The following is a 21,275-nucleotide window of genomic DNA, read 5'->3' as shown; positions in this document are numbered from 1 at the left end:
ACGGGCTAACCCGCGTCCCGTGACGAGTTGGGCTCCGGACTTCGACGTGCCCCTGCCCCTCACCGGCCCGGATTGCGCCCGGCGACGCCGTCCGCCCCGGAGGCGCGGGGACGCCGCCGAATCATCTGACGCGGTGTCGTGCGCGGCTCCGGGCCCGGCAGAGCGCTTCTTCTCCGGCACCTACGCCTTCCCGAGCCTCCCGCGGCTCGGGGAGCGCGGCGGTCAGGGGTGCGGCGGCCTCCGCGGCCAGTAGTTCGGCCGTCCGGCCCGGACCGGTCCGGCGGCCGGCCCCTGATGCTCGCGGCTGACAGGACATCACAACTCGGTGGTGAACCGGTCCCGCAGGTCCCGCTTGAGGATCTTTCCGCTGGCATTGCGCGGCAGCTCGCCGACGAAGAAGACCCTCTTAGGAGCCTTGAAATGGGCGAGTCTCTCGCGGGCGTGATCGATCAGTTCGGCTTCCGAGAGCCCCGGGGCCTCCCCGTCACCTCGGAGCACGACGACCGCGGTGACGGCCTCGATCCAGCGGTCGTCCGGCAGGCCCACCACCGCCACCTCTGCCACCGCAGGGTGGGTGTAGAGCACATCCTCCACCTGCCGGGATGCGACGAGCACACCCCCCGAGTTGATGACGTCCTTCACCCGGTCGACGACGGTGAAATAGCCCTCGGAGTCCCGGACGGCCAGGTCGCCGGAGTGGAACCACCCGTCCCGGAAGGCCTCCGCTGTCTCCTCGGGCTTGTCCCAGTAGCCCTGGCACAGCTGAGGCGAGCGGTAGACCACTTCGCCCTGCGTTCCGTCCGGAACCTCCTTGCCCTGCTCGTCGACCACCTTCGCCTCGACGAAGAGGACGGGCCGTCCGCAGGAGTCCATGCGCCCGTCGTGCTCGTCGGGGCCGAGGACGGTGGCGAGGGGGCCGATCTCGCTCTGGCCGAAGCAGTTGTAGAACGCGAGATCGGGCAGCCGCTCGCGCAGCCGCTCCAGGACGGGCACCGGCATGATCGAAGCGCCGTAGAAGGCCTTGCGCAGACCACCGAGATCACGGGTGGCGAACTCCGGATGGTTGGCGAGCCCGATCCAGACGGTCGGCGGCGCGAAGAGGCTGTCGGCTCGGCCCGCTTCGACGAGGTCGAAGATCCGTCCGGCTTCGGGAGCGTCGAGGATGGTGTTCTCCGCGCCCACCGCGAGGTAGGGGAGCAGGAAAACGTGCATCTGCGCGGAATGGTAGAGCGGCAGCGAGTGCACCGGACGGTCGGTGGCGCGCAGGTCGAGTGCGGTGATGGCGCTGATGTACTCGTGGACCAGAGCCCCGTGCGTCATCATCGCGCCCTTGGGCTGGGCGGTGGTACCGGAGGTGTAGAGCAGCTGGACCAGGTCCTCCGCCCCCGGTTCGCGCGCGGCAACGAAGGGGCGTGGGCGCTCCAGTTCCGCGAGGAGGGACTCCGGCGTGTCGCGCAGCGCCCGTACGGCGCGCCCCTCCGCGACGCGCGAGGCCAGACCGGGATCGGCGAGCACCAGTGCGGCCCCGGACTGCTCGAGGATGTAATCCAGATCGCCCCCCGTGAGGTTCTGGTTGACCGGCACGTGGACCAGTCCGGCACGTGCGCATGCCAGGTAGGCGATGAGGTAGGCATCCGAGTTGTGGGCGTAGGAGGCCACACGGTCGCCGGGGCGCAGGCCGTGCGAGGTGGTCAGCACGGAGGACGCCGTGCTGACCGCTTCGTCCAGCTCCGCGTAGGTCCAGGACCGTTCGCCGTACCGCAGGGCGGTCCTCCCCGGGCCACGCCGTGCGCTGCGGCTCACGATGCCGTCGACTGTGCTGCTGCGTACGCCTGTCATGCCCGTGATCCTGTGGGGCTGATCGCCAGGGGTCAAGGGTCCGGGGGGCCGGCGTCGCGGACGGCACGCCACCGGCACCGCGGGCTCGGCCTTGGACGGACCCGGACCCGGCGGCGTGGCGACGGTCGCGAAGGCCGGCATGCCCGGTCCTCCGGCCGGTCCGGGGAGGACGGCGATGTAGCACGAGGGCCTCCCCCTGACGGCGACTGTGCCTGTAACCTCCGCTTCGGCAAGAAGTTTCACCGGCGAACGAGATTTCGAAAGTTACTTTCACGCGAGTGCTTTCGGCTTGAGGGGAAGGGGTTCCGGATGACCGGAGACGTGTCGGACCGGGGAGTGAGCCGCCGCAGGCTGGGCGGCGGGATACTGGCGCTGGGCGGAGCACTCGCACTGGCTCCGGTCCCGTTCGCAGGGGTGGCCGGTACGGCCGCGGGTGCCGAGCGGACCCGGCAGCTGCCGGGCACACCATCAGGAGCCGGGACGGGTATGACATCAGGACGGGGCGGTCCCACGCTTCGCCGCGGGTCGGCTGCACGCGCCGGGCTGCTGGAGGACCAGCTGGAGCAGCTGGTGACCGATGCCGAGGCGTATCTCGACGCCTCACCGGCCCACCCCTGGTACGCGGGCGCGGTACTGCTCGCCGGCCGCGGCGGCACCGTGGCGCTGCACCGGCCGATCGGCCGCGCGGTTCGCTACTCGGCGTACGACGAGAAGACCGACACCGGGGTGGAGTTCCCGCAGGACCAGCAGATCGCGATGGCCGAGGACACCGTCTTCGACCTGGCTTCGGTGTCCAAGCTGTTCACCTCGATCCTCGCCGTGCAGCAGATCGAGCGTGGCGCGCTGGAGCTGGAGGCGCGGGTCGCCTCCTACCTTCCCGAGTTCGCCGGCGGCGGCAAGCAGGACGTGACGGTACGACAACTCCTGACACACACCTCCGGCTTCCGGTCCTGGATCCCGCTCTACAGCGCACCTACCCGCGAAGGGAAGCTGCGTCTCATCTGGGACGAGGCCCTCGCCTCGCCTCCCGGAACGAAGTACCTGTACTCCGACCTCAATCTCATCTCACTGCAGCTGATCCTCGAGAAGATCACCGGTCGTAGCCAGGACGCACTGCTCCGGGAGGAGATCACCGCTCCCCTCGGGATGCACCGCACGCGGTACAACCCCCCGGCCTCCTGGAAGCCGAAGATCGCGGCCACGGAGGACGCGCGGCTGCCCTGGTCCGGACTCGAACGAGGCCTGGTCTGGGGCGAGGTGCACGACGAGAACGCATTCAGCCTGGGAGGCGTCGCCGGCCACGCAGGGGTCTTCTCCTGCGCCTGGGATCTGGCGGTACTGGCTCGCACCCTGCTCAACGGAGGTGTCTACGGGAGGGCCAGGATCCTGTCCGAGGAGTCCGTCGAGCTGCTGTTCACGGACTTCAACACCGCGTTCCCCGGGGACGAACACGGTCTGGGCTTCGAGCTCTACCAGCACTGGTACATGGGCGCGATGGCCACCCCGCGCACGGCAGGCCATACGGGTTTCACCGGCACAAGCCTCGTCCTCGATCCGACGACGGACTCCTTCCTGATCGTCCTGGGCAACTCCGTGCATCCGGTGCGTAGTTGGCGATCAGGCAGCGCGCCCCGGGTCGCGGCCGCCAACCGCATGGCACGCGCGGTCCCGGTCCGACCGGCCCAGGGCAGGACCGCGTGGTTCTCCGGCATGGCGAGTGCCGGATCGGCGACGCTCACCCTTCCGGCCCTGCACCCCCGATCCTCACGCGCGCTGCTGAGCTGCGACATCTGGTGGGACACGGAACCCGGGTCGGACACGCTCGTGCTGGAGTCGTCCTCCGACTCGGGGGCGACGTGGCAGTCCCTGCCGTTCACCACCACACCGGCGGAGGGGAAGCCGCCTCGGCAACCGAGCTCACATCCGGAGGGTTCGGTATCAGGCTGGTCCGGGCGTGTCTGGCACAGGCTGGAAGCGAGCCTGGGGGGCTTGAGCGGCAAGGACGTGAACCTGCGCTGGCGTTACACCACCGACCAGTTGTACGTGGGTCGGGGCGTTTACGTCGACGGCGTTCGGGTCGAGGACGGCGGACGCACGCTCTTCGACGAGCGAAGGGCCGCGGACGCTCGGGGCATCGAGGCCACGGGGTGGACCGCGTCCACGGACTGACGACCGGCCTCCCGGAGTCCCGGACATCCGAGGATCAACAACCAGATGCCGGCTGCCGGGGCGCTGAACCGCGCGACGACCGGGCGGCACCCCGGCGCGGCTGCCCCCAGCCCTCCGGACACCCGGCGGCGTGATCCCCAGCGGCGCGTCATCCGCACTCGGCGGATGGCGCGCCGCTTCGGCGTCCCGTACCGCCCCAAGGCCGAGGAAGCCGGGGCGCGCACATCGCCGGACGGCCCGCCGGTGAGCGGTGAGCCGGGGACGCCCCTGCGAGCTCGTTTCCGCCCCTTCCACAGCACCGAAAGTTTCGAATTATTTCCCTCACCATTTCGAGAAATCGATCGGGCATCCTCCAACCTCAGGCGACCAGATCACGCAACGCACCAGCCCAGCACACATCTACACAGGTAGAAGCCGCAACTCCACTCGGATGAGCGGTAGTTGGCTCGGAAATATTTCGGAAATCTGGCGTTGACGCCTCTTCTCGCTGCGCGCATACTCTCCCTCGCTCCCCTTGTTCCACAGCTCGCGCTTCCGTCCGCTGATTCACCCCAGGAATCTCCGCGACGGCGCCGCAGAGCACCCGCACAGCACCTCGAACGGTCCGAATCCCCCTGCCCGGGCATCGGTTCACCCTGCCCGGCACCGGAAGAAGAGGCTGGAAAACGTGATGGACCAGATTCCCCCACGCGGTGCCCCCGTCCGACCGCCCGTCCGCGCCCGACGGGCCCTGTCGCTCGTCACGGTGGGAGCCCTCGCCGTCGCAGGTGTCGTCGCGCTCGCCGGCAGCGCCCAGGCCACCGGCGCGCTGGGGGACGCCGCGGCCGCCAAGGGACGTTACTTCGGGACCGCGGTCGCGGCGAACCACCTCGGGGAGGCACCGTACGCGTCGACCCTGGACGCCCAGTTCGACTCGGTCACCCCAGAGAACGAGATGAAATGGGACGCGGTCGAAAGTTCGCGCAACTCCTTCAGCTTCTCCGCGGCCGACCAGATCGTCAGCCATGCACAGGGCAAGGGGATGAAGGTGAGGGGCCACACCCTCGTGTGGCACTCGCAGCTCCCCGGATGGGTCGGCGGTCTCGGCGCCACCGATCTGCGCTCGGCGATGAACAACCACATCACCCAGGTCATGACCCACTACAAGGGCAAGATCCACTCCTGGGACGTGGTGAACGAGGCGTTCCAGGACGGAGGCAGCGGTGCCCGGCGCAGTTCGCCCTTCCAGGACAAGCTCGGTGACGGCTTCATCGAGGAGGCGTTCCGGACCGCCCGTACCGTCGATGCCGACGCCAAACTCTGTTACAACGACTACAACACCGATGGCCAGAACGCCAAGAGCAACGCCGTCTACGCCATGGTGAAGGACTTCAAGGCACGCGGCGTCCCGATCGACTGCGTGGGGTTCCAGTCCCACTTCAACAGCAACTCACCGGTGCCGTCGGACTTCCAGGCCAACCTGCAGCGCTTCGCCGACCTCGGCGTCGACGTGCAGATAACCGAACTGGACATCGAGGGTTCCGGCTCGGCCCAGGCCACCAACTACACCAAGGTGGTCAATGCCTGTCTGGCCGTCACACAGTGCAAGGGCATCACCGTCTGGGGGGTCACCGACAAGTACTCGTGGCGCAGCAGTGGTACGCCGCTGCTCTTCGACGGCGACTACAACAAGAAGCCGGCCTACGACGCGGTGCTCGCGGCGCTCGGAGGTTCGACCGGAGGCGGCGACGACGGCGGTGAGGACGGCGGAGGGAACACCGGTGCCTGCACGGCCACATACACCCGGACGTCGGCCTGGAACGGGGGATACAACGGGCAGGTGACCGTCAAGGCGGGCACCTCGGGGATCACCACCTGGTCCGTCCCGGTGACCGTCCCGTCTCCTCAGAAGCTCTCCTCCCTCTGGAACGGAACGCCCACCACCTCGGGCAGCGTGGTGACCGTCAAGCCCGCCTGGAACGGGACGCTGGCGGCCGGCGCCTCGACGACCTTCGGGTTCACCGTCACGACGAACGGCAGTACGTCGACGCCCGTGGTGGGCGCCTGCACCGCCTCTTGACGGACCCGCGCCGTCGACGGACGACGCACATCGCTTCCTGAGCCTCTCCGCCAGGACTCCGCCGGAACGGGATGCCGGCGCACCCGCACCCCCCTCCGTCCCGTCCGGCGGTACGGGGTGGGGGCGACGAGCCCGCACTCGTCGCCCCCGCTCCCCTCACACGCTCCGCTCCGCCCCCGCCGTCGCCCGGCCGGGCGGGGCGGAGCTCCGTATGCCCGTCCTCGGTCCGAAGGACCGGTGCCCGACGCGGCGTTCCTCCACCGTGCGTTCCTCACCCGCGAGGCGGTCGTCACCGGCCGAGCGCGGCCATGGCCGCGTTGTGGCCAGGCACCCCGCTGACGCCGCCACCGCGAACTGCCCCCGCGCCGCACAGCAGAACATTGGCGTGGGTGGTCTCCACCCCCCATCGGCCTGTCTCCCCGGTCGCGTAGGGGAAGGCCAGGTCCCGATGGAAGATATGGCCTCCGGGAAGTCCGAGATCGCGCTCCAGGTCGAGTGGTGTCCGCGCCTCGATGCACGGCCTGCCGTCGGCGTCCAGGGCCAGGCAGTCGGTGACCGGCTCGTCCAGATGGGCGTCGAGCTCGGCCAGGGTGGCCCGCAGCAGAGTGTCGCGGGCGGCCTCGTTGTCCGCCGTGAAGAGCCTGGCGGGGGTGTGCAGGCCGAAGAGCGTGAGGGTCTGGTAGCCGCGGGCGGCCAGGCCGGGGCCGAGGATCGACGGGTCGGTGAGGGAATGGCAGTAGATCTCGGACGGCGGGGCGGTGGGCAGATTTCCGGCCGCCGCTTCCCGGTAGGCGCCGGCCAGTTGCTCGTACCCCTCGGCGATGTGGAAGGTGCCGGCGAAGGCCTGGCGCGGGTCGACCGAGCGGTCGCGCAGCTCGGGCAGCCGCGTGAGCAGCATGTTCACCTTCAGCTGTGCGCCTTCCGCCGGGGCGGGCGGTTGCTCGCCGAGGAGTGTGGCCAGCGCCTTCGGCGACGCGTTGACGAGGACCTTGCCCGCGCTGATGACGGACTCCGCCTCGGGCGAGTGGACGGTGACCTCGGCACGGCTGCCGTCGGTCGCGACGCGGGTGACCTCGTGCAGGGTCCGGATCTCCGCGCCTGCCTTTCGGGCCGCCGCCGCCAGGGCGTCGGTCAGCGCGCCCATGCCGCCGACGGGGACGTCCCAGTCACCCGTGGAGTTGCCGATCACGTGGTAGAGGAAACAGCGGTTCTGGACCAGGGACGGGTCGTGGGCATCGGCGAACGTGCCGATCAGGGCGTCGGTGAGCACGACACCGCGCACGAGGTCGTCTGTGAAGGCGTCTTCGACGGCGACGCCGATCGGCTCCTCGAACAGCATCCGCCAGGCGTTCTCGTCGTCCACGCGTGCCATGAGGGAGTCACGGTCCGGAAGTGGATCGGTGAGGGTCGGGAACACCCGGCCGGCGACCCGCCCCGTCATCCCGTAGAAGCGCCGCCAGGCCTCGTACTCCCGGTCGTCCCCGGTGATCGCGGCGAAGGACTCCCGGGTTCCGTCACCGCCCACGAGCAGCCCCGTGTGCCTGCCGCCCCGCACCACCGGCGTGTACGAGGAGATGGTGCGCCTGCGTACGGCGAAGTCGAGGCCGAGCTCGTGGACGATCTTCCGGGGAAGGAGCGAGACGAGATAGGAGTAGCGGGAGAGCCTGGCGTCCACCCCGTCGAAGGGCCGGCTCGACACGGCCGCTCCCCCGGTGGTGCCCAGGCGTTCCAGCACCAGGACGCTCCACCCGGCTCGGGCCAGGTAGGCGGCGGCGACAAGTCCGTTGTGTCCACCGCCCACGATCACCGCGTCGTAGTGGGTGTGCGTCGGCCTGCCGGGTGAGGGCGTCTCGTCTGCGGGCATGCCTCTTGGTAACACGTGGCGCCTGCCCCTGGACAGAGGAGTGGGACGGGGCCGGGGTGTGCTCGCGCTCCGGAAACCCCGGGCGCCGGGCCCGGCCCCTGTGCCAGAGTGCCGGTCGGTCCGCGCGTTCCCGTCCGTCGTAGGAGTCACTGTGAACCCACCCGCCCGCCTGATCCCGCTGCTGAAGCAGTTCGACTGGGCCTGCGAACGCCTGACGAGGAGGATGGCGGGCCCCTTCGTCGACAGCGGGAACGGCACCGACGTGGAGGCTCCCCCACTGACCGACCAGGAGTACCTGTGGGAGCCGGTGCCGGAGTGCTGGTCCGTACGGCCTCACGCTGCGGGGCCGGGCCCGGGCGCGGCGACACTGACGGGTGCCGGTGAATGGGGGCGCGACACCGCTCCCTTCCCGCACCCGTCCCCGCCGCCCTTCACCACCCTGGCGTGGCGTCTGAGTCATCTCAGCGAGCTGCTGGCCCTACGGGCGGACCACACGGCGGGGAGCCACAGCGCGACCAGGGCGGACTACCGCGTGGCAGGGACGGCGGCGGAGGCGCTCGCCGGTTTCGGCTCCGCGGCAGCCTCGTGGCGGGCGGCGCTGCTGAGCGCGGACGACGCGGCGCTGGACACGGTCGGGTACAGCACGTACCCGTACGGCAGTGACCCCGAGGACGCCTTCCTGGACGTCGTGTGGTGGGTCAACCAGGAACTCCTGCACCACGGCGCGGAGATCGCGCTGCTGCGGGATCTCTACCGGGTGCGCGCCGACCGGCGCTGAGGGCCGGCGTTCGGCGGGGGCGCCGTCCCTCAGGCGTGCCCCCGCCGATCGGCGACCTTGCGGTGGAGGTCGGCCGCTTCCGCTCCGCGGCCGAGCTGTTCGAGGCACTGGGCTTCGTCGTCGCGTCCGGCGAGAGTGTCGGGATGATCCGGTCCCAGGGTGCGTTCACGGATGTCGGCGACCTTGCGGTATCCGGTGAGGGCCTCGTCCCAGCGGCCGAGCCAGCCGAGTGCGACGGCAACCTCACGGTGGCTGACCAGAGTGTCCGGGTGTCCCGTTCCCAGGGTGCGTTCGCGGATCGCGCTGACCTCGCGTGCCTCGTGGAGGGCTTCCTCCCAGCGTGCGAGGCGGCCGAGGTTGACGCCGAGTCCGTGCCGGGCCCGCAGGGTCTCGGGGTCCGTGGGCCCGCCGATGCGGGTGCGGTCGTCGACCAGGGAGCGATAGAGGTCGAGGGCTTCCGCGCAGTGGCCGAGGCGCCCGAGACTGATGCCCGTCCCGTAACGCGCGGAGAGCGTGTCGGGGTGGTCGGACCCGAGCACACCGGCACGCGCGTGCGCCACTTCACGGTACGTCCGCAGGGCTTCGGCCCAGCGGTCCATGCGGCCGAGCGAGCAGGCCACTTCGTAGAGGGTGGCCAGGGTGTCCGGGTGTGTCGCGCCCAGCACCCGGCGGCGGGCGCCGGCGACTTCCAGGGCCGTGCGGTACGACTCCTCGACACGGCCCATCATGCCCAGGTTGAAGGCCAGGTTGTGGCGGCAGCGCAGGGTATCGGGGTGGTCGGGCCCCATCGAGCGCTCCCTCGACGCGAGCACCGCGGCGTAGAGCTGATGCGCCTCGAAGGGACGGCCGAGCCGGCCGAGTACGTACGCACTCTCCTGGCGGGCGGCGAGGGTGTCGGGGTGGTCGGGCCCCAGGGTGCGCTCGCGGCCCTCGGACACTCGGGTGAACTCGCGCAGCGCCGTCGCGGTGTGTCCGGTGCGGCTGAGTGTGAGGGCGGCCTCGTATCTGCCGGCGAGGGTGTCGGGATGATCGGGGCCGAGCGCGTACTCGCGTTCACCGGCGACGTCCCGGTGCGCGGTGGCAGGCGGAAGCGGTGGGGGCACGGGGCCGCTCGCACCGGCCGGAGGGACGGCGGAGGCGGTGGTCCACGCCCCGGTCAGCGCGGTCGCCCGGTCGAGGGCTTCCGGCGTCCGGGACACCTGCCCGCGCGGCTTGTGACCGGTGGTCATGTCGCGTGTCCAAGAAGGCAGTCGGGGCTCATCGGCGCCGGCGACGGGTTGCCGACCGGACAGTGAAGGACGTATCCGCCCGGGCACCGGCTGTTCTCCCGTACGCCCCAGTGCGATCCGCCGGCGCAGGTCACCCGCGTCGGCGGGCCGCTCCCCGGGGGTCTTGGCGAGCAGGTCCAGGACGACCTCGTCGAAGAAGCCGGGGAGTTCGGCACGGTGGGACCGGGGCGGTTCGGGGACGGTGTCCCGGTGGCCCACGAGCACGGACCAGGCGTCCTCCATGTCGAAGGGCGGCACACCGGTGGCGATCTCGTACAGCACGCAGCCGAGCGAGTAGAGGTCGCTGCGGTGGTCGACCTCTGCCCCGCTGATCTGCTCCGGCGACATGTAGTGCGGCGTTCCCATGGCTATGCCGGTGCCGGTCAGCCGTGAGGTGAAGCCGACGTCGCGGCCGAGCCTGGCGATGCCGAAGTCGCAGATCTTCACGGCCCCGTCGTGGAGCCGCACGATGTTGGCGGGCTTGAGGTCCCGGTGCACGATGCCCTGCTGATGCGTGTAGCCGAGAGCGTCGGCGACCTGCTCCGCGATGTCGACGACGTCGGCCACCGGCAACGGCGCCCGCGCGTTGTCCTCCAGCAGCTGGCTGAGATCGCGCCCCTCCAGGAGCTCCATGACGAGATAGAGGACTCCTTCGGACTCGCCGAAGTCGTGGACGACGGTCACACCCCGGTGCTGCAGTGCGGCGGCCACCCGCGCCTCCCGGCGGAAGCGCTCGCGCAGGACACGTGCGAAGTCCTGGTCGTGCTGCGGGCCCATGGGCTTCAGGCACTTGACGGCGACCTGCCGGCCCAACGCTTCGTCTCGCGCACGCCACACCTCTCCCATGCCGCCGCGCCCGATGACATCGAGCAGCTGGTAGCGGCCATGGATCAGCCTGGTCTCCCCCATCGCCCGCCTTCGCCCCCGTCCGCTCCACTGCCCGCTAACGCTGCTGCGCCCTCCCCGGCCCGTCCAGTATGGCTGCCAGTCTGCGGAGTTTGTACGGGGTGGGTCGGCTCCCCTTGCCGAGCCGTGCCATCGCCTTGTTGACGTGTCCGGGCGGCAGACGCCGGCGGAGCCGGGCGGGGACGGCGCGCAGAAGGCTCCCGGCCGTGCGCAGTCTGCGGTCCACCACCGCGGCGGGCGGCGCCGGTCTGCCGTACAACTCGTGGGCCCAGGGCGGAAGGGAGTCGTAGGCGAGTGCTGCCACCCGCCGCCAGAACAGCGCACGCGCCGGGGTCAGCGGAGCCGGCACCGGCGGATCACGCAGGAAGTCGTCGACGTCCAAGGCCTCCGGCCCGGCGGCGAGTTGGCCCCTGACACACGTGAAGTACGCGCCGAGAGCGGCGACGGTGGCCGGGATGTCTGCCGGGTCGAGGCCCACGAGGCGGGCCGACTCCCGTTGCTCGTCGACATAGCGGTCGGCCTGTGCGCCGGTGAGCGGGAGACCTGAGCGGAGCAGGACCCGCAGATAGGAGTCGATCTCCGCGCAGTGCACCCAGAGCAGCAGCTCCGGCTCGTCGATGCCGTAGATCTCACCGGTCCGCGGATCGGTGGCACGGAGCAGCCGGTGGATCCTGCGGACCTTCGCGCCCTTCGCCTCGGCGGCCTCGGTGGTGCCGTAGGTCAGGGTGCCGACGAAGTCGGCGGTGCGGATCAGGCGCCCCCAGGCGTCCTCCCTGAAGTCGGAGTTCTGCATGACACCGCGGACCGCTCGTGGGTGGAGGGCCTGGAGGTACAGGGCGCGGATCCCTCCCACCCACATCATGGGGTCCGCGTGCAACTGCCAGGTGACCGAGCCTGGACCGAACAACCCCTGGTCCGGAGCCTTCATCGCCTCGTGACCTTTCCTGTCGGCGGAGTACGGGCGTCGTCGCGGGCACCCGCGGTCCGCGTCCCGGGGACGTGACCCGTGACCGCGGGGTGCGCCACGCCGGCCCGCGCGGGTCAGCGCCTGACGGCCCGCAGGACGACGAACTTCGGATCGCCGGCGACGGTGACGCAGTTGCCGAAGATCCTGCGGAGCTGGGTGTGGTATCGGAGGTGCCGGTTGCCGACGACCCACAGTTCCCCGCCCTGGCGCAGCGCGGCCCGCGCACCGTGGAACATGTTCCTGGCGGTGGCATCTGTGACGGCCTGGTGCGAGTGGAAGGGCGGGTTGCTCAGTACCAGATCCACACCGCCCGGCGGCACGTCCGCCATCGCGTCGCCGACCAGGAATGCTGCCTGGACATCCGGCCCGGCGTTGTCCCGGAACGTCGCCTCGGCGGACGCGACGGCCTGGTAGGACTCGTCGACGAAGGTGACGGAGGACTCGGGGTTGGCGAGCGCGGCGGCCGTGCCGACGACTCCGTTCCCGCAGCCCAGGTCGACGACCCGGTCTGGGCCGGTCCGCACGGGCAGGTGCTTCAGGAAGAAACGGGTGCCGATGTCGAGGCGTTCGGCGCAGAAGATGCCCGCGTGGTTGGTGACGGTGCGTCCGGAAACCACGCCGACGTCGTCCGGCAGTCGGTAGCGGTACGGCCACGGGCTGGGCGTCCTGGGCAGGGCGGGGTCGGGGGTGCAGAAGATGAGCCGGGCCTTCTTCACCGCGAGGGAGGTGCGGGTGGGCCCGATGATCCGCTCGAACAGTTTGAGGGTGGAGGTGTGGATCTCCTTCACCATGCCGGTGCCGATGACGACGGTCCCGGCGTGGACCGCGGGGGCGAGCCGGTGCAGCTGGTCCTCGAGGAGCGCCAGACTCTTGGGCACCCGCACGAGAAGAAGGTCCACCCGCTCGGGCGGGGTGTCGCGCGCGGAGCGCGTGTCCACCGAGTCCGGGGCGGCGCCGTTGCGCGCCAGGTTGGCGAGCGTCGCCCGCCGGGCGAGGTAGGAGTCGGTGATCTGTACGGGGCGGTACGCGGACAGCGCGGTGGACAGAGCGCCCCAGCGGTCGCCGAGGACGACCACGGTGCCGGCCGGCCGGACAGGCTCACCCCCCTCGCCCCCCTCGAGGTGGCGCAGCAGGTACTCGTCGGCGGCGTCCCAGGCGCGGAAGGGGTCGCGCGGGTTCTCCGGAAAGCGGGCGAGGTCGAATTCGCCCTGTGACGTCGTCAAACGGTTCATATTGTGTTCAGGCTAGCCGAGCGGCGGGGCGCGTCTCGCACGCTCCCCGCCGCCCGCGGGCAATCCGTGTCTACGGGAGCCGCTTGTCGATGGCCGACCTGCCCTCCTCGGAGATCCTGCGCCGCGCCCACTCGAGGCTTTCCGGGGTCAGGTCCCGCCCGGAGGCGAGGACCAGGTCCTCCGCACTGGGCTGATCGCTGCCGCCGGAGTGCAGCAGCCGGTCGGGGGTGACCCCCCGCACGTCCCGCGCGGGTGCGGATACGGATTCGGGCTCTTCGCTCATACCGCCTCCTCGTCCTTGCGGCAATTCTCGCGCCGGGCGGGCGTCGGCGCATCCGATGCGGGCAGGGCGGAGCCCCTGATGGACACTTGACCTGCACATGATGAATACAGGCCGTTCACACCACCGGCACCGTGCGTGTGGAAGGCTCCCGGCCCAGAGGAAGAATCCGGACACCACGACAGCGCTCAGCCGCCCCGGAGAGGACACCCCACATGTCCGTTCGTCGCCGTATCTACGCGCGTCCACTACTCGCCACGGCCGCTTCGGTCGTGATTCTGACCGGCATCGCCGCAACCGCCCCCGCGGCCACCCCGACGGCGCCGACCGCCGCCACACTCGACGACACCTACTACCAGGACGCCCTGGGCAAGACCGGTGCCGCGCTCAAGAGCTCGCTCCACACGATCATCAGCGACCAGACCAAGCTCTCCTACAGCCAGGTGTGGGACGCCTTGAAAGCCACCGACGAGGACCCCGCCGACTCCTCCCACGTGATCCTCCTCTACACGGGACGTTCGCAGTCGAAGAACGACAACGGAGGCGCCGTCGGCGACTGGAACAGGGAGCACGTCTGGGCCAAGTCCCACGGAGACTTCGGCACCTCGACAGGCCCGGGGACCGACATCCACCACCTGCGCCCCACGGACGTCCAGGTCAACTCCATCAGGGGCAACAAGGACTTCGACAACGGCGGGAGCGCGGTGTCGGGCGCACCGGGCAACTACACCGACAGCGACTCCTTCGAGCCCCGCGACGCGGTGAAGGGGGACGTCGCCCGGATGATCCTCTACATGGCGGTGCGGTACGAGGGCGATGACTCCTTCGCCGATCTCGAGCCGAACGACAGCGTGGACAACGGCTCGGCCCCGAACATCGGCCGCCTGTCCGTGCTGAAGCAGTGGAGCCAGGAGGACCCGCCGGACAGCTTCGAGCAGAACCGCAACGAGGTCATATACGAGCAGTTCCAGCACAACCGGAACCCGTTCATCGATCACCCCGAGTGGGTCGAGGCCATCTGGTAGAGGCCGGTCCGGACCGGCCACGGCCTGCGCGCGGCACGGACCTGCCCCTCTCCGGAGCCGGAGCGAGGCAGGTCCGTGCCGGTCCGCTCCCCCACCGGGACCGGCCGGCTCCGGTCGGCCGCCGGGATCCACCACGGCGGCTCGCCGGCCCTCCCGCGGGCGAGCCGCGACAGCCCCGCCCCTTCCGCGTCACTCCCCCTCGTCGCCGAAGATGTCGCGGAGCTTCGCCTCCCGCTCGGCGTCGAGGTTGCTGTGGAGCAGCTCCGCCCCGCCACCCGGAAGTGACTCGCTGATGCGGCTGGGGACCTCGTCCATGGTGAGGAGGAAGAGGGCGGAGGTACCCGGGGTCACCTTCTCCTTGACCTCCGCGATGAACTCGTCGTCGATGCCGATGTCGGCGAGCCGCCCTCCGAGAGCCCCCGCCGCCGCGCCGATGGCCGCGCCCAGCAAGGGCATCAGGAAGATGAGCCCGAAGAGCATCCCCCAGAAGGTGCCGCTCAGGGCACCCGCGCCGACCAGGTTGATCAGCTGCTTCGTCTTCGGCTTCGAACGCTCGACGGGCCATGTGACGACGGCGGCGTCAAGGATCCTGACCAACCCTTCCTTCTGCAGTGACTTCAGGGCCGTCTCGACGTTCTCCGCACCCTCGGCCGACTGGAATTTCCACACGGTGAGCGTGGACATGGCACACCTCCGAAGCGGGTCGAATAATTCGCCCATATTAGGATCAAAAGGTATGAATTGACTCGTCGAACGACCCGCTCCCCACCCAGGGGCGACATCAGCAACGCCGACCCAGAGCCCTCCGGGAGGGAACGATGGACACGGACGCACTGACGCCCGGCCTTCTGCAGGAACTTCGCGCGACCAGGGACTATCCGGCGCTGTCCCTGACGATGCCGACCCACCGCCGGGCGCCCGACAACGCGCAGGACGCCGTACGCCTGAGGAATCTGGTGGCCGAGGCCGGCCGCCGCCTGGACGAGGACCCCCGGGTGAGCCCGGAGGCGGGCAGTGCGCTGAAGGCCCAGCTCGACCGGGCGGTCGCCGAGGTGGACCAGCGCCGAGCGCTGGAGTCACTCGTCATCCTCGCCGACGCCCGCGAGTACCAGATCTGGCAGTTGCCGCGCACCGCGCCCGAGCGGGTGGTCCTCAGCGACAGCTACCTCACCCGCAACCTGGTCGCGGCCAAGGCCGGCGCCCAGCTCTTCCGGGTCCTCACCCTCTCCGCGGAGCACGCGTGCCTCTTCTCCGGCACGAACGACGGGCTCACCCCCGAGCACCGGGGCGGATTCCCCCTCACCGCGCCGCACGAGGCCCCCAACCCCCAGCGCGAGGAGCGGATCGGGGACACCCCCAGCACGTACAGCAGCGAGGACGCACGCAACTTCCTGCGTACGGTCGACGAGAAGCTGCGCGCTGTCATGGCCGCGGATCCGCGCCCCCTCTTCCTGGTGGGCCTCGCCCCCGCCCTCTCCCTCCTCGACGAGGTCGGCGAGAGCGCGAAGCCGGCCATCGGCAGGGTCGCGAAGGGGACGACCGCGGGCACGAGCGCCCCCGAACTGGCCAAGGAACTGGCTCCCGCCCTGGGCGAGTGGCGGCGGAAGACCGCGGCAACGCTCCGGACCAGGCTCGACGGCGCCCAGAGCAGCCACTCCTTCGCCGGGGGACTCGACGAGGTCTGGCTGGCCGTCAAGGAGGGCCGCGCCGGGCTGGTCGCGGTCGAGGAGCACTTCGAGCGGACGGTCAGGGTGACCGACGGCCACCTGGAGCCCGTGGGGCCGGACGTCTCACCGTCCTCGGACGACCGGATCCGCGAGGACATCGTCGACGAGCTGATCGAGGCGGCACTGGACAAGGGGTGCGAGGTCGCTTTCGTCGCCGACGACTCCCTCGCGGACCACGGGCGGCTGGCGGCGGTCCTGCGGTTCTGACCGCGTGTCCCTACGTGAGGATTATGTGAATTTTGTCTAGGTTTGGCGCTCCGAAGTCGATCTCACCGCGTGGTCTCGCCGATCACGTCGGGCACGAAGGAGAGCCATCCATGGACCGATTCAGGCGCGCGTCGGCTGCTGCCCTGCTGACAGCGGCGGCACTGGCCGGCGCGGTGGGCGGGGCCGCGGCATCGTCCGGTGTCCCCGCGCCGCCGTCCGGGGAGCGCGCTCAGGACCTGGCCACGCGACCCGCGCTCTCCGCCTACGCCACCGCCCGGAACGTGGCGGCCTGGGAGGAGTTCCGCATCCACGGCTCCGCCCGCAACGTCGTCGCCGGCACGCCGGTCACGCTGCAGCAGAAGCAGGGCGGACGCTGGGTGTCGCTGCCGGCCACGATGAGCACCAGCCGCACCGGCGAGTACAGCCTCCGGGTCAAGCTGGGGATGAAGGGCGAGAACGCCCTGCGGATCGTCGGCGGCGGCGCAGTCTCACCGGTCGTGCGCACGATCGTCGGCTGAGCCCTCGGCACGCGTACGCCGGCCGGCCGGCCTGCGAGCGAGCAGGCCGGCCGACGTACGTCGCGTGGACCTCAGCCGACGTCCACGTCGCGTGGACGTCAGCCCGCGTCGGGAGCGGGGCCGTACCAGACGGTGGTGACATTGCAGAACTCCCGGATGCCGTGTCCCGCGAGCTCGCGGCCGTAGCCCGATCGCTTCACCCCGCCGAAGGGCAGCGCCGGGTGGGAGGCCGTCATGCCGTTGAAGAAGACTCCGCCCGCGTCGATGTCCCGCACGCAGCGTTCCATCTCCTGCTCGTCACGCGTCCAGACGTTGGAACTCAGGCCGAACGGCGTGTCGTCGGCGAGCTCCAGGGCCTCGTCCAGGTCGGCGACCCGGTAGAGCGTCGCGACCGGCCCGAACGTCTCCTCGCGGTGGATGCGCATCTCCGGGGTGATCCCGGTGAGCACGGTGGGCTCGTAGAACCATCCCCGTTCCCGGCCGTCGGGGCGCCTTGCTCCGCACAGTGCGGTGGCGCCCTTGCCGAGGGCGTCCGTGACGAGTTCCTCCAGGTCGGCACGGCCCTGTTCGCTGGAGAGGGGGCCGACGTCGGTGGTCTCCTCCTGCGGGTCGCCCACCGTCAGGGCCCGCATCCCGGCGGTGAACCGCTCGGCGAACTCGTCGTACACGTCCGTGTGGACGATGAAGCGCTTGGCCGCGATGCAGGACTGGCCGTTGTTCTGTACGCGGGCGGTCACCGCGGTCGCCGCGGCCTTCTCGACGTCGGCCGACGGCATGACGAGGTAAGGGTCGCTGCCGCCGAGCTCGAGCACCGTCTTCTTCACCTCGTCACCGGCGACCGAGGCCACCGCGCGGCCCGCGGGTTCGCTGCCCGTCAGTGTCGCCGCCGCGACGCGTGGGTCGCGCAGTACGGATTCGACGGCGCCCGAACCGATCAGGAGCGTCTGGAAGCACCCTTCGGGGAACCCCGCCCTGGTGAACAGGTCCTCGATGTACAAGGCGGTCTGCGGGACGTTGGAGGCGTGCTTGAGCAGACCGGTGTTACCCGCCATGAGGGCGGGCGCGGCGAAGCGCATCACCTGCCAGAGCGGGAAGTTCCACGGCATCACGGCGAGGACGACGCCGAGGGGCCGGTAGTGGACGCGGGCGCGTGAGGCGCCGGAGTCCTTGACGTCGGCGTCGGCGGGGTGCTCGTCGGCGAGCAGCCGCTCGGCGTTGTCCGCGTACCAGCGCATCGCCTTGGCGCACTTGGCGGCTTCAGCCCTGGCCGCCTTGACCGGCTTGCCCATCTCGGTGGTCATGGTGCGGGCGATGTCCTGCTGGTCCTCGTCGAGGAGGTCCGCGGCACTGTGCAACAGGGCTGCCCGCTCGGCGAATCCCGTGGTGCGGAAGCTTCGGAACGCCCGGTGCGCCGTGGCGATCCTTCGCTCGGTCTCCTGCTCGTCCAGCGCGTCGAACGTCCTGATCGTCTCGCCGTCGGCGGGATTGACCGTCGCGATGGGCATGCTCTCTCCTTGCGTCGCTCTTCGTCCGTCACACGTCGCGGGCGCGCGACGCGGCTCCCCCACGCACACGTACCCGGCCGGCGCGGATCATGCGTGCTCCGGGCACGCCGTCCGCGCCGGCCGGGCCGGTGCCGGGCCGTTCGTCACACGAGTTCGGCCACCTGGACCCCTTCGCCGGCCGGTACGGCCTCGGCGGCGGGGGTGACGTCGGCGACCGGTGTGCCCTCGCCCGCCGGGCCGCCGAGGAACGTGCGGCCGCCGGGCAGCGGGGTCCGCGGGAGCAGGCCGGTGGTGCACGGCGTCTCCGCGTACCGCGTGAACCACACGACCTTGCCGTCGGTGGTGCGGCAGGTGCCCCAGCTGTCGCTCAGGGCCATGACACGGCTGAGGCCGCCGCCTCCGCCGTCGAGCAGCCGGGGCATCCGCGGGTCGTTGTCGGCCACGGACACCGTCAGGTGCCGGCCCGTCCAGCGGAGTTCGACGACACACTCGTTGTCGTCACCGACGTGCCTCTGGACGTTCGTCAGGAGCTCCTCCGCGGCCCGGCACACGGGCCGGACGTGCAGATCGAGACTCCAGTGACGAAGGTGCGCGGCGACTATGCGCCGCAGCTGGGAAATGCGCTCTGCCGACACCTGCAGTTCGACCAGATAGTGCCGGTCGAGTGGAACGGTCATCGTCGAGGCTCCTCACCACGCGAGGCCCACGGCTTCAACCCGTCTGAACCAACGACCCCCGAACACGAAGCGTGAGCAGTAATCACTTCTGGGTCACTCATCAGGGTGACCCCGGGGGGCCGGTTGCGCAAACCGGGACGGCCGTCACGGGGTGTCACGGCAGGTAGGGCAGCACCTTGTCGGGAGTGAGCGGCAGTTCCCGCAGTCGCGCTCCGGTGGCGTGGCGCACCGCGTTGCCGATCGCCGCCGCCGTGCCGACGATGCCGATCTCGCCGATGCCCTTGCTTCCCATGGGGTTGAGGTGGGGGTCGTCCTCGTCGATCCAGTGCGCCTGAATGTCCGGGACGTCCGCGCAGGACGGCACGTGGTAGGAGGCCAGGTCGCTCTCGGTGAAGTCGCCGAAGACCGGGTCCATGTCACTGCCCTCGGTGAGCGCCATTCCGAGACCCATGACCATGCCGCCGATGAACTGGGAGCGCGCTGTACGGGAGTTGAGGATGCGTCCGGCCGCGTACACACCGAGCAGCCGACGTACCCGGATCTCTCCGGTGAGCGAGTCGACCGCGACCTCGGCGAAGTGCGCACCGAAGGCGTGCCGGGCGTACGGCGACTCCTGCGCCGTCTCCTCCCGTGTGTCGGCGGTGACCGTGACGCCCTCGGGGGGCAGCGGCCCGGTGTGTGTGGTCAGCCTGTCCCGCAGCTCCGTCGCCGCCTTGTGCACGGCCGAGCCCCAGGAGGCCGTGCCCGAGGAGCCGCCCGCGACGGAGCCGGCGGGCAGGTCGCTCCTGCCGATGTCGGTCGTCACGCTCTCCACGGGAGTCCCCAGGGCCGAGGCGGCGATCTGAGCCAGCACGGTGCGGGCTCCCGTGCCGATGTCCGTGGCGTTGACGCCGATGCGGTAGGAGCCGTCGGGCGCGGCGTGCGCGGAGGCCGCAGACGGCGCGACGAGGACCGGGTACGTCGCCGACGCGACTCCGGTGCCGAGGAGCCAGGCCCCGTCCTCTCGGACGGCGGGCTCCGGGTCACGGCTGCTCCAGCCGAAGCGCTGTGCGCCCTCGCGCAGGCAGGCGGCGAGGTTGCGGCTGCTGAACCGCCGTCCGCTGTCGGGCTCGGTCCGCGGCTCGTTGCGCAGGCGCAGCTCGACGGGGTCGATCCCGAGGGCACAGGCCAGTTCGTCCATGGCCGACTCCAGGGCGTACATGCCCGAGGCCTCCCCCGGCGCGCGCATCCAGGACGGGCTGGGCACGTCGAGGGCCACGACCTGGTGTTCCGTACGGCTGTGAGGCGAGGCGTACATGACGCGCGCGGGGACCGCCGCCTGCTCCACGAACTCCTTGATCCGGGAGGTGTGGGTGACGATCTCATGGGTGACGCTGGACAGGGCGCCGTCGCGGTCCGCGCCCAGCCGCACGCGCTGCAAGGTGGGCGCGCGGTGGCCGACGATCGCGGCCATGTGGCGTCGGGGCAAGGCCAGTTGGACCGGGAGCCCGGTGTGCAGGGAGGCCATCACGGCGAGCACGACCTGAGGGCGGGGGGTCCCTTTCGAGCCGAAGCCTCCGCCGACGTGCTCGGAGACGACGGTGATCTCGCCGCTGTCGAGCCCGAACGCCTTCGAGAGGCTGTCGCGTACCGCCGTCGAGCCCTGGCTGGAGTCGTGGACGGTCAGGTGGCCGTCGTCCCAGGACGCCGTGGAGGCGTGCGGTTCCATGGGGTGGTTGTGCAGTCCGTGCAGTCTGTACACGGAGTCGATCCGGACCGGTGCGGCCTCGAACGCCCGCATGGCGTCGCCTCGTTCCCGCAGGCCGGGGTGGCCTCCGTTGGCCTCGTCCGGGGTGTAGAGCCCGGGGTGGTCGCCGGTGAGGACGACGTCGTGCCCATGGGTGTCGTACTCGACCTGCACGGCCGCGGCCCCGGCCCGCGCGGATTCGATGCTCTCGGCCACGACGAGTGCGACGGGCCAGCCCCGGTGGGGCACCCGGTCGTCCTGGAGCACGCGGAGGATGGGATCGTCGGGATCGGCCAACCGCGGGGCGTTCTCGTGGGTCAGGACGGTACGCACGCCCGGGTCGGCCAGGGCGTCCGCGGTACGGACAGCGGTGACCCGGCCGCTCGCGACGGTCGCGGGGACGATCCAGCCGTAGAGGCGGCCGGGCCCGGTGCGTTCGGCGGCGTAACGGGCGGCGCCGGTGACCTTGTCGCGGCCCTCGCGGCGTACGACGGGCGCGCCCAGCGCCCGGGGGGTGTCGCTCATGTC

The 21,275-nt window shown here is 70.9% G+C and carries 16 protein-coding genes; 6 read left to right on the top strand and 10 right to left on the bottom strand.

The features are described from left to right. Positions 1–315: 315 nt before the first annotated feature. Positions 316–1,839, bottom strand: a complete 1,524-nt coding sequence (locus tag ACGFNN_RS07510) for an acyl-CoA synthetase (protein ID WP_393553798.1) — start codon at positions 1,837–1,839, stop codon at positions 316–318. A 309-nt stretch (positions 1,840–2,148) separates the two neighbouring features. On the opposite strand from ACGFNN_RS07510, the gene ACGFNN_RS07505 reads away from it, so the two are divergent. Together ACGFNN_RS07505 and ACGFNN_RS07500 are read left to right on the top strand one after the other, a co-directional pair. After that, entirely contained in the window at positions 2,149–4,008 is a 1,860-nt protein-coding gene (locus ACGFNN_RS07505; protein ID WP_393553796.1) for a serine hydrolase, read from the top strand. 670 nt (positions 4,009–4,678) lie between these two features. Continuing rightward, positions 4,679–6,067 (top strand): endo-1,4-beta-xylanase, encoded by a 1,389-nt coding sequence (locus ACGFNN_RS07500; RefSeq protein WP_393553795.1) that lies wholly within the window; start codon positions 4,679–4,681, stop codon positions 6,065–6,067. Positions 6,068–6,356: 289 nt separating this feature from the next. On the opposite strand, the gene ACGFNN_RS07495 is transcribed toward ACGFNN_RS07500, so the two are convergent. Beyond that, positions 6,357–7,931 (bottom strand): phytoene desaturase family protein, encoded by a 1,575-nt coding sequence (locus tag ACGFNN_RS07495; RefSeq protein WP_393553794.1) that lies wholly within the window; start codon positions 7,929–7,931, stop codon positions 6,357–6,359. A 151-nt stretch (positions 7,932–8,082) separates the two neighbouring features. On the opposite strand from ACGFNN_RS07495, the gene ACGFNN_RS07490 reads away from it, so the two are divergent. Further along, positions 8,083–8,709: a DinB family protein gene (locus tag ACGFNN_RS07490; protein ID WP_393553792.1), complete on the top strand. Its 627-nt coding sequence runs from the start codon at positions 8,083–8,085 to the stop codon at positions 8,707–8,709. Positions 8,710–8,738: 29 nt separating this feature from the next. Here ACGFNN_RS07490 and ACGFNN_RS07485 read toward each other — a convergent pair whose 3' ends face one another. The 4 genes from ACGFNN_RS07485 to ACGFNN_RS07470 all read right to left on the bottom strand — a co-directional run bounded on the left by ACGFNN_RS07485 (position 8,739) and on the right by ACGFNN_RS07470 (position 13,365). Then, entirely contained in the window at positions 8,739–10,886 is a 2,148-nt protein-coding gene (locus ACGFNN_RS07485) for a tetratricopeptide repeat protein (protein WP_393553790.1), read from the bottom strand. 34 nt (positions 10,887–10,920) lie between these two features. Continuing rightward, positions 10,921–11,811 (bottom strand): oxygenase MpaB family protein, encoded by an 891-nt coding sequence (locus tag ACGFNN_RS07480; protein WP_393553788.1) that lies wholly within the window; start codon positions 11,809–11,811, stop codon positions 10,921–10,923. A gap of 113 nt (positions 11,812–11,924) precedes the next feature. Next, positions 11,925–13,082 (bottom strand): methyltransferase, encoded by a 1,158-nt coding sequence (locus ACGFNN_RS07475; RefSeq protein WP_393553786.1) that lies wholly within the window; start codon positions 13,080–13,082, stop codon positions 11,925–11,927. Between the two features lie 70 nt (positions 13,083–13,152). After that, positions 13,153–13,365, bottom strand: a complete 213-nt coding sequence (locus ACGFNN_RS07470; protein ID WP_362548276.1) for a hypothetical protein — start codon at positions 13,363–13,365, stop codon at positions 13,153–13,155. Positions 13,366–13,577: 212 nt separating this feature from the next. On the opposite strand from ACGFNN_RS07470, the gene ACGFNN_RS07465 reads away from it, so the two are divergent. Next, positions 13,578–14,387, top strand: a complete 810-nt coding sequence (locus tag ACGFNN_RS07465) for an endonuclease I family protein (protein ID WP_393553784.1) — start codon at positions 13,578–13,580, stop codon at positions 14,385–14,387. Positions 14,388–14,576: 189 nt separating this feature from the next. Here ACGFNN_RS07465 and ACGFNN_RS07460 read toward each other — a convergent pair whose 3' ends face one another. After that, entirely contained in the window at positions 14,577–15,071 is a 495-nt protein-coding gene (locus ACGFNN_RS07460; protein WP_362548282.1) for a DUF1269 domain-containing protein, read from the bottom strand. Positions 15,072–15,205: 134 nt separating this feature from the next. On the opposite strand from ACGFNN_RS07460, the gene ACGFNN_RS07455 reads away from it, so the two are divergent. Further along, the gene (locus ACGFNN_RS07455; protein ID WP_393553782.1) at positions 15,206–16,321 is read left to right on the top strand and encodes a chemotaxis protein; all 1,116 of its coding nucleotides are present in this window, start codon (positions 15,206–15,208) and stop codon (positions 16,319–16,321) included. Positions 16,322–16,431: 110 nt separating this feature from the next. Then, positions 16,432–16,839, top strand: a complete 408-nt coding sequence (locus ACGFNN_RS07450) for a hypothetical protein (RefSeq protein ID WP_393553780.1) — start codon at positions 16,432–16,434, stop codon at positions 16,837–16,839. 98 nt (positions 16,840–16,937) lie between these two features. On the opposite strand, the gene ACGFNN_RS07445 is transcribed toward ACGFNN_RS07450, so the two are convergent. From ACGFNN_RS07445 to ACGFNN_RS07435, 3 genes are all read right to left on the bottom strand, one after another. After that, complete coding sequence (locus ACGFNN_RS07445; RefSeq protein WP_393553778.1) at positions 16,938–18,344, bottom strand: NADP-dependent succinic semialdehyde dehydrogenase; 1,407 nt, start codon at positions 18,342–18,344, stop codon at positions 16,938–16,940. Between the two features lie 143 nt (positions 18,345–18,487). Continuing rightward, complete coding sequence (locus ACGFNN_RS07440; RefSeq protein ID WP_362675000.1) at positions 18,488–19,021, bottom strand: ATP-binding protein; 534 nt, start codon at positions 19,019–19,021, stop codon at positions 18,488–18,490. 154 nt (positions 19,022–19,175) lie between these two features. Further along, positions 19,176–21,272 carry a xanthine dehydrogenase family protein molybdopterin-binding subunit gene (locus ACGFNN_RS07435; protein ID WP_393553776.1) on the bottom strand — a complete coding sequence of 699 codons (2,097 nt, stop codon included), beginning with the start codon at positions 21,270–21,272 and terminating at the stop codon, positions 19,176–19,178. Between the last annotated feature and the right edge of the window lie 3 nt (positions 21,273–21,275).

The organism is Streptomyces sp. NPDC048590, from assembly GCF_043199535.1.
Lineage (GTDB): Bacteria > Actinomycetota > Actinomycetes > Streptomycetales > Streptomycetaceae > Streptomyces.
Note: the sequence above shows the minus strand (reverse complement) of the source record. Positions and strands in the feature narration are given on the sequence as shown.